Source organism: Planococcus sp. ISL-109 (assembly GCF_018613655.1).
GTDB lineage: Bacteria > Bacillota > Bacilli > Bacillales_A > Planococcaceae > Planococcus.
Genome location: NZ_JAGGPW010000014.1, coordinates 98,796 through 111,285, shown reverse-complemented (window position 1 = coordinate 111,285; position 12,490 = coordinate 98,796). Strand labels below are relative to the sequence as shown.

Genomic DNA, 12,490 nt, shown 5'->3' with positions numbered 1-12,490 from the left:
TTATAAGGAGAAAGTAATGTTTTTGCGGAATAATTAATGTTTTCATTTTATTCAGTTAGGTCTGTGGTCTGGATTGAGTGATTATTTCGCATTACGAAGGAAACGTTTTCAGAAAAACGGCAGGAAGGACAAGTACATAAAAGGAAATAGGGGTGTGGAAACCACTAAAAGGAGTGATGGATTGATGGAAGCATTAAAAAAATGTGCACTAACATTATCACTGGCGGGAGCACTGGTCTTTAGCGCCGTACCGATGAACTCTACTGTCGTTGAAGCGGTCGGTAACGGGCCAGGCTTTGGCGGGAACGAAACGATCAACACGTCCATTTTGACAACCTACTCGGAAATGGCCGACTATCTGCAAAAGCAGGAAGCGAAGCAGCAGAACATGGAACTCGAGGTGATCGGGGAAAGTGTCAAGGGGCGCGACCTTTACTTAGTGAAATATATGACCAATCCGGAAAACCCGACGATTCTTTTCTTGACGCAGCAGCACGGCAACGAGCAGCTGACGACAGAAGGGGCGCTTGAATTTATCAAACATCTCGGCACCGGAAAAATGAAAGGCGTAACCGATAACGTCAACATCCTGATTGTGCCGATGCTCAACCCGGACGGAGCGATGGGAGATGTCGACTTTTCACTGGATGATTACGTAGCGTCCGGCGACCGCAATTTGACACGCCTTAACGCAGTCGGAGTGGATTTGAACCGCGACCACGTGACAAAGATCCAGCCGGAAACAAAAGCATTGCACACAAATGTCATGAGCAAATACGACATCGACTACATGATCGACTTGCACCATCAAGGCGCGAATAGCGAGCGCGATGGCGAATTGGTTTCCGGATCGATTCTTTACCCGACGAGTCCAAATGTCGATGAGGATGTACTCGAAGGATCCAAAAAGCTTGGATCGATCGTCTTTGACGCAATCGATTCCAAAGGCTGGGGCCACCTCGGCAAATATAATGGCGGTAATGCGGAAACGATCAGCCGAAACGGCATCGCAGTAGAATACGGCATCTCGACGCTTTTGTTCGAAATGCGCGGCATGTCCGACCACTACTACGAGTCTTATGTCCTTGGGCAGAAGAGTAACGGCTATTTGATCAAGCAAACCGTTACAACTTTGGAATCGACTGTGCGCGCGATTGCGGACGGCTCGATCGACACGGCGGATACTTCGTTCTGGGACACACTGGCATTCCAGCAAACCCGAACATCTGAATAAAGACGAAGAAAAGCCTTTCCCGCTTTAGTCGGGAAAGGCTTTTCTTATAGCAGATCTTTTCTATTCGTCTGCGTCGATGTCTTCTTGGTTTCGGCGGACGACGAGCACGTCGCATTTAGCCGTGCGCACAATGCGCTCGGATACGCTCCCCATGATCAAACGTTCCGCTGCATTCAAACCGGTTGCGCCACAAACGATGACGTCGATTTTCAGTTCATTCGCCAATTTTTTCGGGATGACTGTTTTCGGCGAACCGTATTCAATCATCGGATGGATTTTTTCCACACCGTGGGAAGCTGCCTCTTCTTTATAGCGAGCAAGCAGTTCTTCACCGTGTTTAAGTGCGCGTTCTGCGATGGAGCGGTCATATGCTTCGATCGATCCGAAAGAGCGGTTATCGATAACATGTATGAGGTAGAGGTCAGCGTTGTTGCGGGCAGCTGCAGCTGCAGCTTTTCTAAACGCCCACTCGGCTTCTTTCGAACCATCCACTGCCACCATAATTCGGGAATATTTCAATGTCATTGTCCATTCCTCCTTCTATACTACTTACCATTTCTATACGATGGGCTGGACTTCCTTCTTTTTTTTCAGAAAATTTCGTATGAACTGCGGCAGTATTGTGAAAACCCAACCAAATTCACCAAATTTTATGGTACGCTTGATGACAAATACAACAAGCATAGAGGAAGGAGGACCCCGAATGGAATCAGAAATCGACAAGCTGTCGCCGGAGCTTGAAAAGCTATTGACGATCAGCCACCACGTAAAGGAATACCAAAAAGGCGATTACCTTTTCCGTGAAGGGGAGGCGGTGAAAGGCCTCTATATCCTTCGTTCCGGTAGAGTGCAAATCGGCAAAGTGACCCCCGACGGCCGCGAATTGGCATTGAAAATTTGCGGCTCGGGGCAGATGGTCGGGGAAATCACGGTGTTCGCAGAAGGCGCGACGTATTTACTCGATGCCCGCGCACTCATGAAAACTGTCTGTTTGAAGATTCCCGTTGAGGAGTTGGAGCAATCGCTGGAGAAAAATCCGGCGCTTGCGATGGCATTCATGAAATGGATGGGCATCGATCAACAGAAGACGCAAACCCGTTTCCGTGACTTGATGCTGCATGGCAAAAAAGGAGCTTTGTATTCGACTTTGATCCGCTTTGGCAACAGCTACGGCGTAGAGGCGGAAGGCGGCTTATTGATTGATGTCGCGCCGACGAATCAGGAGCTGGCGAATTTCTGCGGAATGAGCCGGGAAATGGTCAACCGGATGCTTGGCGATTTGCGCAAACAAGGTACCATCGGCATGCAGGACGGCAAGATTATTCTATATAATATCCCGAAACTGAGATTCGACATCAATTGCGAAGAATGCCCGATTTATCTATGCAAAATCGACTGATTTTAGAAGACTGCCGTAACGGCAGTCTTTTTATTTTGGGCAGAATATAGATTGGTGGGTAAATACTATCTAGACCAATTGTGGTATACGAGGTTGCGCTGCAGGGGCACGCTTGCCGGGGGCCGGCGTCGAGCCAATGTGCCGCAAAGGGCGCGCCACATTTGTCTCGCCAGTCCCCCTCGGTCCCCCAGGCGTCGGCCCCTTCCGCTCCATCTCTAACTGTAGTAGTGAACATTTTCTCCATCCCCGCGAATCAGCAACTAAACATGTATAGTTCTCTAATAATGAAACTCGAAAGGCACGCTGACATATTGATGAGGGTGAAGTTGAGTTGCTGTATTCAATAGCCTTTCTAACCGCAGAAGCTCCACCCTAGCGAGACTGCGAAACGATTTGTGATGCTTCAAACGATTATCGGCACATTTTTGCACGCAGATTCCATCTCGTTTTCCACCGCTCTATACCACTAAGGAAGCGATTTCCCCAACCAGCGGATGCATTCTATAGAAGCAACCAGCTTTCTTGATGCATTCAACTCAATGAAATCCAACAGCCGGCCCGCGCCAAGGGTGAGCCGAAGCAATGAGACAGCGGGTTTCTGGCTCATTGCGGGAGGCCAACCCAGAGCAGGTCGGCGAATGCTAAAGTGACGAACCAACAAACACAGATTCATTTCCGCATAACAATTCCAAGTCATTGCAATTGATGAAAAACACTAAGGAAGCAATTTCCCCAACCAGCGGATGCATTCTATAGAAGCAACCAGCTTTCTTGATGCATTCAACTCAATGAAATCCAACAGCCGGCCCGCGTCAAGGGTGAGCCGAAGCAATGAGACAGCGGGTTTCTGGCTCATTGCGGGAGGCCAACCCAGAGCAGGTCGGCGAATGCTAAAGTGACGAACCAACAAACACAGATTCATTTCCCCAATCCAATTCCAACTCATTTCAAATGATAAAAAACACCAAGGAAGCGATTCCCCAAACTTCATCCCTCACCTGAAAGCCTGCATATAACGTAGGCTTTTTTTTTGGCAGAAATATGTACAGCAGAAAATAAAAGTGGCAAGGTGTGATTTTTGTCACAGCTAAACTGAAACTTAGGTCCTATGCTAAAGGAAACGGAAAAAGAGCAAAGAGGTGGAAAATAATGGATAATAAACAATCGGATCATGATGATGTGAATTTAAAAGGGACGCTCGTCAGTGTGTTCATCGTCGGCATCATCATCGTTGCGATGTGGGTCGCCGTTTATATGATGTATGTAGCGAGATAAGAAAAGGAGAGATTTAGCATGCATTTACATAAATACGAGAAGATTTGGCTCAGTTTCGGCATCGTCTCCCTCATCGTCTTTTTGAGCGTCGTCGGCGTCAGTGCTTTTTCGCAAGATCACACTCCGTCCGGCGGGATGGAAACGATCGATCCGGAGAAAGTGAATGAAACCGCACCATTTGATAACCCAGGCGTGACGCAATTGGATGAAGATACATATCAAGTGGCGATTGTCGCACTGGCTTTCGGCTACACCGCACCGGACTTACGGGTTCCGGCAGGCAAAGAGATTATTTTTAAAGTCACTAGCACGGATGTCGTGCACAGCTTCACGATCGATAATACGAAAGTCAACATGATGGTCGTTCCAGGCCGCATAACTACTAAGTCCTATACATTCGAAGAACCGGGTAAATATTTGATTTTGTGCAATGAATATTGCGGGACCGGCCACCATATGATGTATACAGAAATTGAGGTGTACTAAGATGATCGCCTATTCAGACCGCAAAATCGCTTTATGGCATATCGGCGTGGCCTATACCGCTTTTCTCATCGGCACGCTCATGGGGGTATTGCAAGTATTTGTCCGCAATGATTCCCTTGAACTTCCAGCATGGCTTGATTATTATCAAGTGCTGACGGCGCACGGTGTATTACTCGCACTTATTTATACGACCTTTTTCATTTTTGCATTCTTCATTACTGGCATGAGTAAGAGCCTCGGCAGTTTCGGCCCGAAAGTCCGCCTGTTTTCATGGATCGGCTTGTGGGTAACGCTGCTCGGTACCGTCATAGCGACGGTGCTCATCATTATCGGCGAAGCGTCTGTTCTTTATACATTTTATGCACCGATGCAAGCAAACGGCTTTTATTATGTCGGGCTTGCGCTCGTCATCGTCGGGACATGGATCTCAAGTTTCGCTTTGGTCGGCCATTACCTCGGCTGGCGCCGCCGCAATAAAGGACAGTTGAGTCCGCTGTTTGCGTTTATGACGATCACCACCATCGTCATGTGGATCATCGCCTGCCTCGGTGTCGTTGCGACGGTCCTGTTCCAATATATTCCGTGGGCGTTCGGCTGGACGGATACGATCAACGTCGAACTGAGCCGCTCGCTGTTCTGGTATTTCGGCCATCCGCTCGTGTATTTCTGGCTGTTGCCGGCGTATATCGCCTGGTACACGATCGTGCCGAAACTGCTCGGTGTGAAAGTGTTCAGTGATTCCTTGGCGCGCCTCGCGTTTGTGTTGTTCATCCTGTTCTCGATTCCGGTCGGTTTCCATCACCAATTGACGGAGCCCGGTATTTCGAACTTCTGGAAGTTCCTGCAAGTGGTCTTAACGTTCATGGTCATCGTGCCGTCGCTGATGACGGCGTTCTCGATGTTCGCGACCTTTGAAATTGCCGGACGTAAAAAAGGAGGCACAGGCCTGTTCGGCTGGTTCAAGAAATTGCCGTGGAAAGATGTCCGTTTCACATCGATTTTCATCGCCATGGTGTTCTTCATTCCCGGCGGGGCAGGTGGTATCATCAACGCCAGTTTCCAATTGAATGAAGTCGTCCATAATACATTGTGGATCGTCGGCCATTTCCATATTACGGTCGGCACTCCGGTGGCGATGACGTTCATGGGTCTGACGTTTTGGCTCATCCCGTATTTGACGGGCCGCCGCTTTACGAAGCGCATGCAGATTCTCGGCTTTATCCAAATCATCACTTGGTCGATCGGCATGCTGCTCATGTCGACTGCCCAACACGTGTTGGGACTGCTCGGAGCGCCGCGCCGCACGGCTTACAGTGGCTATAACGACCACCCGGCTGCTATGGAATGGTTTGAAGGAATCGTCTCGAACCATTTGACGATGGCAATCGGTGGGACCATTTTATTCCTATCGGCGATGATCTTGATGTATATCGTCATCATGACGATGTTCGTCTCACCAAAAGCTGAAACGCCTGAGCAGATGGTTGAATTCCCGCTGGCGGAAAGCGATATGTCCAACACACCGAAATGGCTTGAGAACTGGTGGATCTGGATCGGCATTGCCGCCGTATTGATTATCGTCGCTTACGCCATTCCGATATCACAAATGATTCAACACGCACCGCCTGGATCTAAAGGATTTATCACTTGGTAGGAGTTGAGGACAATGTTCACGATGACACTCGCATTAATCGCCATTTTCATCGTTTTTACTGTCATGCTTGTTGAGCTGTCGGTGACGGACGAAGAATAGCAGAGGGAGGTTCCGCTAGCAGATGATAGTAGAGCCTCCTTTTTTGTTCGAATGGTCGTCCCGCTTATTGAACAGGCTGGAAATTGTATTGAGCAAGAGTTTTCTATATATTTAGAGGGAAAGAGGTGTAGGCAATGGGGTGGATGGACTGGATTTTTACCGCGGTGAGCGTATTGTGGCTTGTCGAATTTATCGTCTTTAAAAACCGCGAGACCGGGCAGGGCGATCCGGTCGAGAAGAAAACCTTCTTCGCGATTTTCCTGTCGCTGATCGCAACCATCGTGGGCGCTTTTTGGCTGCAGGAACTGCGCGGAATGGAAAGCGTAGCAGCCGTGTTAAGGCCAGTAGGGCTTGTGCTGCTCGCACTTGGTGTGTTCATGCGGTTTTGGGGAATTATCCATTTGAAGTCGCAATTTACGCGCCACGTGACGGTGCGGCAAGGCGACACCATCGTCAGCAGCGGCCCTTACCGGAAGCTCCGGCATCCCCTGTATACCGGATTGTTTTTAATTGGCATCGGCATGGCTCTTTATTTCACCAGTTTGATTGCCGCAGTTATAGGCGGGTTGTTGCTGGCGTTTACGCTCAATAAGCGCATGCAGCACGAGGAAGCACTGCTCGTTGAAAAATTCGGCACGGAATACGAGGAATGGATGAAGCGGCGCGCGCGGCTGATTCCGTATATCTATTAAGCAAGACGACCATTTCATAGGCAATAATCTAAAACGGTACCGAAAGATTCATTTCAGGGCCGTTTTTTGTTTACCGGAAATTGAGCGTTTCATTTTACGTCGCGCACGATTTAGTTTAATATAGATCGTGTAAGATCTAAATATTGGAGGGATGTAACAATGAAAACTTTATTTGAAACGACAATGATCAATAGCGGCGGACGCGAAGGCAGCGTTTATTCGCCGGATAATATTTTCAATCTTGATGTTGCAAAACCGGTCGCGCTCGGCGGACAGCCGAACACGGCAACCAACCCTGAGCAATTATTTGCGGCAGGCTATAGCTCTTGCTTCAATAGTGCGTTGGATTTGGTTTTGGAAAATGATAAAGTGGAAGTTAAGAACAGCGAAGTTACTGCGACGGTTTCTTTGATCGGCGACAAAGCGGACGGCGGAGCCAAGCTTGCAGTGCGCCTGGAAGTGGACATCGAAGGCTTGGATGAGGAGAAGAAACAGCATTATGTTGAAAAAGCCCATGCTTATTGCCCTTATTCCAAAGCGATCAAAGATTCGGTAGATGTGGAGATTGCGATTCGATAATTAGAAAAACAGGTGATCATATGGACAAACCGACAAAACTGGATCAGCAATTATGCTTTGAAGTGTATAAAGCTTCGAGCAATTTTTCCAAACTGTATGCCAAGACTCTGGAGCCATTCGGGCTGACCTTTACGCAATACTTGGTACTGCTCGTCTTGTGGGAAGAAGATGGGCTGACGATGAAGCAAATCGGCGAACAGCTCGGGCTCGGCACCGGCACGCTCAATCCGATCATCAACCGGATGATCGATAATGGCCGCGTGACGAAAAAGCAATCCACGGAAGACCGACGCGCTTTCCGCATTTCCTTGACCGACCAGTCGCATGCGGATGAAAAGCCGATCGAGCAGGCAATCCACAACAAAATTACCAGCTGCAATTACCTCGATGTAAATGCATTCGAGCTGATGAAAAACTTAAAAGCCTTGAATGCATTTTTCAGCGACATGGACCTGTGAAAAATTCATGAAAACAGGAGTGATGAAGAATGGGGATCTATGATATTAGCGTCACAGATGCAAGCGGACAGCAGTACAAATTGGAGAAATACAAAGGACAGCCGATGGTCATCGTCAATACCGCGACGAAATGCGGCTTGCGCGGCCAGTTTGACGGCCTCGAGAAGCTGTACGAGGAGTATAAGGACAAAGGGCTCGTCGTGCTCGGCTTCCCGTCCGACCAATTCGGCCAGGAAGTCGGTGAAGCGGCCGATGCCGAGTCTTCCTGCCGCATGACTTACGGAGTCACGTTTCCGATGCACGACATCATCAAAGTGAACGGCAAAGAAGCGCATCCTTTGTTCCAGCATTTGACCGCCAATACGAAAGGTTTCCTGTCGAGTGGCATCAAGTGGAACTTCACGAAGTTTTTGGTGGACCAGAACGGAGAAGTGGTGGCGCGTTTTGCACCGAAAGATACACCCGCTTCGATGAATAAGGAAATTGAAAAAGTGATAGGCGCATAAACACGATTGTTCACGAAAGCGGCGGAATGTGGTAAGCTGAACGTCACGATGTGTGAACGGGAGTGAAAGAAATGAGCAAAGCAAAAGCAAAAGTGAAAAGCGGCATTGGCAAAGGAACCGGCAAAAAAGGCTGGAACCGTTGGGAAAAAGGCAAGAACAAAGCCAAGAGTTTCAAGCCGTATACGAGCAAAGACAATAAAGAAACCACTGGCCAAAAAGAAAAGCAGCCAGAAGCTGAAACTGAATGGGTCGATGGATGATAGAAGCCGCGCATACAATTGCGTGGTTTTTTTATTTCCCGGGAAATATGAGGAGAAGTGGGGGGATAGCTGAGATTGCGCTCCCGGCGGACGCTTGCCTAGGGGCGGGAATCGAGCCTACTCGTCACTGCGGAAACTCGTGTGCTCCCACATCTGCATAGCAGATGCGTCGCAAATGAATGCACTCAGCTAAGCTTCGCTCATTCATTTCCTACGGGGTCTCTCAAACCCGTCGCTTCGCTGCTCCCTTAGGCGTCGCCGCCTACGCTACATCTCTGGTTTAATAATCATGGGGAGGTTTCTTTAAATTCTAACTTGGAAAATATAAGCTGTATCTCTCGCTAATAATTTTCATTTTACGATTAAGAAGAAAATCCGATTTCAGTTTTCACTTCTTTAGATATACTTTCCTTATCAGACGGACGACACTTATAGGAGCAGACAAGCTTTTACACATTCGAATCAGTGAAATATTTAAGCAGCCGCGCGCTTACGGGTGAGCCGAAGCAATGAGACAAGTGGTTTTCTTGGCTTATTGCGAGAGGCCTACCCCAAGCGAGGCTGCAGATCCTACGGCGACGATAAAATCAGCGCTATCAATATACCTCACACCAGTTCCTGCTTATTTTTCCCTTTATTTGTAACATCCACGAATTCCGAACCTCATTCTCAAAGTGTCTTAAACTTGTGTCAAAAAACAACTATAAATCAGAAGTTTTATGCGTGAAATGTGCCAGCGACTAGCCCCTTTTTCGCTTTCTGAAGAAAGCCTCCAGAAAGTCCTTGCGGCGAAATCCGAATTGTTCTATAGTTAAAACTACAAGATTTGGTGATGAATTAAAAATTCAACACCATATATAGTGATACCGCAACAAAGGTGCCCAATACGGGCTTAATAGGGAATCCGGTGAAATACCGGAGCTGTTCCCGCAACTGTAAGCGCAGACGAACCATGATGATCCCACTGTCCAATGGACGGGAAGGGCATGGCGAGAGAGACGCGCGAGCCAGGAGACCTGCCTTTGTTGTCGTTTTGCTCTTCTCCGGGAATTGGGAAGGATGACAAAGGTTTGGTTTGCGTGGCCCGAGTGTGTCCACCTTATTGACTTGCGTTCATGCCCCCAGTCTCTCCGGAGAGTGGGGGCTTTTGGCGTTTTCAAAAAGGAGGAATCGGCATGAATAGAGAACAGCTTCCGGCCGGCGTGTCGCGGACCATCCAGTCCCGGCTCGTCCTGCCGCCGGATACGAACCATATGGGCACCATTTTTGGCGGTACGGTGCTCGCTTACATCGATGAAATCGCGGCGATCGCCGCGATGAAGCATAGCCGGAACGTCGTGGTGACCGCGTCGATCGATACGGTCAACTTTCTGTCTTCTGCGAAGGTCGGGGATGTGTTGATTTTGGAAGGGGTCGTCATTTCGACGGGACGCACGTCGATGGAAGTATACGTCAAAGCGGAATGCCAGAACATTGAGAGCGGTGCCCGCAGCTTGACGACGACGGCGATTTTGACGATGGTGGCCGTCGATGATGCAGGACTGCCGACACCGGTCGCAAGCGTCGTGCCCGAAACAGAAAATGAACGGCGGCTGTTTGAAAGTGCGCAGGAACGGAAAGAGCGCCGCATGAAAGCGAATGAATACGCGAAGGAGTTGTGCTGAGATGACGATGAACATAGCGGAACGGGAACGGAAAATTCAAGATGCTTTAAACCGTGTGTCGATGGACGAGCCGGAATGGACGTTTGAAGCGGCCGGTTTGTATTTGGAGAAATTGTACGAACAGGCAGCGGCAACACGCGGCTATAGCGAAGAAAAGAAATACGATGATTTTTATGGTTTGGTTCACGGCTTGAGCCGTTTAGGCATTTATTCGAAAGATTTGCTGGAAGCCTACTCGGAAGAAGAGATCCGCTTATTGGGCAAAGAAATTGCACCGGAGCGTGACAAGTTGTTCAATTACATCGGGTTGTTCCTGTTGGCGGACCGCTATTTGGCGAAAGACTACGACGGCCGCGTGTGGGAATTGCCGCAGGAACGCTTTCTCATCATCGCCATGACTTTGATGCAAAAAGAGCCGAAAATGCGCCGCTTGGAACTCATTAAAGAAGCGTATTGGGCGATGAGCAATTTGTATATGACGGTGGCGACGCCGACTTTGTCGAATGCCGGAAAAAGCTTCGGGCAAATGTCTTCATGCTTTATTGATACCGTCGCTGATTCGCTCGACGGCATTTACCAGAACAACTGGGATGTAGCGCGTCTCAGCAAAGACGGCGGCGGGCTCGGTGTGTATTACGGCAAGGTGAGGGCACTCGGTTCCGACATCCGCAAGTTCAAAGGCAATTCCTCCGGCGTCATCCCGTGGATCCGCTTGCTCAACGACACCGCCGTCAGCGTCGATCAGCTCGGCCAGCGCCAGGGAGCGGTTGCGGTGTATTTGGATGTATTCCATAAAGACATCATGAACGGCTTCCTGGATTTGAAGACCAATAACGGTGATGAGCGCCGCAAAGCGCACGACATTTTCACCGGCGTGGCGATTCCGGATCTGTTCATGAAAAAATTGCAGGAAACGGATGAAAGCGGACGCAGCATCGGCGAATGGCATATGTTCTGCCCGCATGAAGTCAAGCAGGTGATGGGCTGGAAAGATGATTCCGGCGAGCCGCTTGGTCTGGAAGATTTCTACGACGAGACAGACCGTAAATATTTCACCGAAAAATACGAAGAAGCGGTCGCGCATCCATTATTGGCACGGAAATCCGGACGGGCGATGGACGTGATGGCACGTATTATGGTGTCTCAGCTCGAGACTGGCACACCTTATATGTTTTACCGTGACGAAGTAAACCGCCGCAACCCGAACAAGCACTTGCGTGGCATCGGCAAAACTTCAATTTACTGCAGCAATCTCTGCAGTGAAATCGCACAGAACATGTCACCGACGCAAATCATCAAGGAATACAAAGACGAGGAAGGCAATTTGGTCACCGTGCGCAAGCCGGGCGATTTCGTCGTCTGCAATTTGTCGTCGATCAACTTGCCGCGTGCCGTGCAAGCGAACGTCTTATCCCGTCTTATCCCGATTCAATTGCGCATGCTCGATAACGTCATCGATTTGAATACGATTTCTGTCGGCCAGGCGGAAGTGACCAACCAGAAATATCGCGCCGTTGGATTAGGAACTTTCGGTTGGCACCATCTGTTGGCACTTCGCGGCATCCACTGGGAAACGGAAGAGGCTGTAAATTATGCCGATACGTTATATGAGGAAATTGCGTGGCACACCATCCGCGCCTCTGCGGGACTGGCAGAAGAAAAGGGGGCGTTCAGCGAATTCACGGATTCGGAATGGCATACCGGTGCTTACTTTGAACGCCGCGGTTACACGGGTGAGCGCTGGGACGCGTTGCGCTGGAAAGTGGCAGCATCCGGCGTTCGCAACGGCTGGATGATGGCGGTCGCACCGAACTCGTCGACCGCGAAAATCGGCGGTTCGACAGACGGCATCGACCCGCTGTATGCAGTCGAATACGCAGAAGAGAAAAAGAACTTCCGCTTTAACGTGACCGCACCGGATTTGAATCACCGGACCTATGAATATTACCGACGCGCGCGCCACGTCTTGGACCAGAAATGGAGCATCCGCCAAAATGCGGCGAGACAGCGCCACATCGACCAGGCGATCAGCTTTAATCTTTACGTCCCGCACACAATCCGTGCGAAAGAGCTGCTCGAATTGCACCTCGAGGCATGGAATGGTGGATTGAAGACAAGCTATTACGTGCGCAGCACCTCACAGGAAGAAATCGAAGCATGCGAGGCGTGCGAAAGCTAAGGAAA

13 protein-coding genes and 1 riboswitch are annotated in these 12,490 nt (G+C 49.4%); of the genes, 12 read left to right on the top strand and 1 reads right to left on the bottom strand.

All coding sequences use genetic code 11. The annotated features are described in order from the left end of the window. The first annotated feature begins 184 nt into the window (after positions 1–184). Positions 185–1,234 (top strand): M14 family zinc carboxypeptidase, encoded by a 1,050-nt coding sequence (locus tag J7E21_RS10990; RefSeq protein ID WP_215107554.1) that lies wholly within the window; start codon positions 185–187, stop codon positions 1,232–1,234. A 60-nt stretch (positions 1,235–1,294) separates the two neighbouring features. Here the strand turns inward: J7E21_RS10990 and J7E21_RS10985 are convergent, their stop codons facing one another. Then, positions 1,295–1,759, bottom strand: a complete 465-nt coding sequence (locus J7E21_RS10985; protein WP_215107552.1) for a universal stress protein — start codon at positions 1,757–1,759, stop codon at positions 1,295–1,297. A gap of 178 nt (positions 1,760–1,937) precedes the next feature. Between J7E21_RS10985 and J7E21_RS10980 the strand changes: the two genes are divergently transcribed. From J7E21_RS10980 to J7E21_RS10930, 11 genes are all read left to right on the top strand, one after another. After that, positions 1,938–2,633: a Crp/Fnr family transcriptional regulator gene (locus J7E21_RS10980; protein WP_215107550.1), complete on the top strand. Its 696-nt coding sequence runs from the start codon at positions 1,938–1,940 to the stop codon at positions 2,631–2,633. A gap of 1,149 nt (positions 2,634–3,782) precedes the next feature. Beyond that, positions 3,783–3,908, top strand: a complete 126-nt coding sequence (locus tag J7E21_RS10975; RefSeq protein WP_215107548.1) for a cytochrome C oxidase subunit II — start codon at positions 3,783–3,785, stop codon at positions 3,906–3,908. A gap of 18 nt (positions 3,909–3,926) precedes the next feature. Beyond that, positions 3,927–4,394: a cytochrome c oxidase subunit II gene (locus J7E21_RS10970; RefSeq protein WP_215107546.1), complete on the top strand. Its 468-nt coding sequence runs from the start codon at positions 3,927–3,929 to the stop codon at positions 4,392–4,394. Between the two features lies 1 nt (position 4,395). Then, the gene (locus tag J7E21_RS10965; RefSeq protein WP_215107544.1) at positions 4,396–6,048 is read left to right on the top strand and encodes a b(o/a)3-type cytochrome-c oxidase subunit 1; all 1,653 of its coding nucleotides are present in this window, start codon (positions 4,396–4,398) and stop codon (positions 6,046–6,048) included. 233 nt (positions 6,049–6,281) lie between these two features. After that, positions 6,282–6,839: a methyltransferase family protein gene (locus J7E21_RS10960; protein WP_215107542.1), complete on the top strand. Its 558-nt coding sequence runs from the start codon at positions 6,282–6,284 to the stop codon at positions 6,837–6,839. A 159-nt stretch (positions 6,840–6,998) separates the two neighbouring features. Beyond that, a complete protein-coding gene (locus tag J7E21_RS10955) occupies positions 6,999–7,418 on the top strand; it encodes an organic hydroperoxide resistance protein (protein ID WP_215107540.1) in 420 nt (139 codons plus the stop codon). Positions 7,419–7,438: 20 nt separating this feature from the next. After that, positions 7,439–7,876, top strand: coding sequence for a MarR family winged helix-turn-helix transcriptional regulator (locus J7E21_RS10950; RefSeq protein ID WP_215107538.1), 438 nt, complete (start codon positions 7,439–7,441; stop codon positions 7,874–7,876). 29 nt (positions 7,877–7,905) lie between these two features. Further along, the gene (locus J7E21_RS10945) at positions 7,906–8,382 is read left to right on the top strand and encodes a glutathione peroxidase (RefSeq protein ID WP_215107536.1); all 477 of its coding nucleotides are present in this window, start codon (positions 7,906–7,908) and stop codon (positions 8,380–8,382) included. A 71-nt stretch (positions 8,383–8,453) separates the two neighbouring features. After that, positions 8,454–8,642: a DUF3934 family protein gene (locus J7E21_RS10940; protein WP_215107534.1), complete on the top strand. Its 189-nt coding sequence runs from the start codon at positions 8,454–8,456 to the stop codon at positions 8,640–8,642. 858 nt (positions 8,643–9,500) lie between these two features. Continuing rightward, a riboswitch (cobalamin riboswitch) is annotated at positions 9,501–9,680 on the top strand. Between the two features lie 137 nt (positions 9,681–9,817). Then, complete coding sequence (locus J7E21_RS10935; protein WP_215107532.1) at positions 9,818–10,306, top strand: acyl-CoA thioesterase; 489 nt, start codon at positions 9,818–9,820, stop codon at positions 10,304–10,306. Position 10,307: 1 nt separating this feature from the next. Then, complete coding sequence (locus tag J7E21_RS10930; RefSeq protein ID WP_251047960.1) at positions 10,308–12,485, top strand: ribonucleoside-diphosphate reductase subunit alpha; 2,178 nt, start codon at positions 10,308–10,310, stop codon at positions 12,483–12,485. The last annotated feature ends 5 nt before the right edge of the window (positions 12,486–12,490 follow it).

What these genes read in the sequence shown, in the direction of transcription:
- J7E21_RS10955 (WP_215107540.1), top strand. Translation starts at nt 6,999, where the DNA reads ATGAAAACTTTATTTGAAACGACAATGATCAATAGCGGCGGACGCGAA.
- J7E21_RS10960 (WP_215107542.1), top strand. Translation starts at nt 6,282, where the DNA reads ATGGGGTGGATGGACTGGATTTTTACCGCGGTGAGCGTATTGTGGCTT.
- J7E21_RS10965 (WP_215107544.1), top strand. Translation starts at nt 4,396, where the DNA reads ATGATCGCCTATTCAGACCGCAAAATCGCTTTATGGCATATCGGCGTG.
- J7E21_RS10980 (WP_215107550.1), top strand. Translation starts at nt 1,938, where the DNA reads ATGGAATCAGAAATCGACAAGCTGTCGCCGGAGCTTGAAAAGCTATTG.
- J7E21_RS10935 (WP_215107532.1), top strand. Translation starts at nt 9,818, where the DNA reads ATGAATAGAGAACAGCTTCCGGCCGGCGTGTCGCGGACCATCCAGTCC.
- J7E21_RS10940 (WP_215107534.1), top strand. Translation starts at nt 8,454, where the DNA reads ATGAGCAAAGCAAAAGCAAAAGTGAAAAGCGGCATTGGCAAAGGAACC.
- J7E21_RS10985 (WP_215107552.1), bottom strand. Translation starts at nt 1,759, where the DNA reads ATGACATTGAAATATTCCCGAATTATGGTGGCAGTGGATGGTTCGAAA.
- J7E21_RS10945 (WP_215107536.1), top strand. Translation starts at nt 7,906, where the DNA reads ATGGGGATCTATGATATTAGCGTCACAGATGCAAGCGGACAGCAGTAC.
- J7E21_RS10990 (WP_215107554.1), top strand. Translation starts at nt 185, where the DNA reads ATGGAAGCATTAAAAAAATGTGCACTAACATTATCACTGGCGGGAGCA.
- J7E21_RS10930 (WP_251047960.1), top strand. Translation starts at nt 10,308, where the DNA reads ATGACGATGAACATAGCGGAACGGGAACGGAAAATTCAAGATGCTTTA.
- J7E21_RS10975 (WP_215107548.1), top strand. Translation starts at nt 3,783, where the DNA reads ATGGATAATAAACAATCGGATCATGATGATGTGAATTTAAAAGGGACG.
- J7E21_RS10970 (WP_215107546.1), top strand. Translation starts at nt 3,927, where the DNA reads ATGCATTTACATAAATACGAGAAGATTTGGCTCAGTTTCGGCATCGTC.
- J7E21_RS10950 (WP_215107538.1), top strand. Translation starts at nt 7,439, where the DNA reads ATGGACAAACCGACAAAACTGGATCAGCAATTATGCTTTGAAGTGTAT.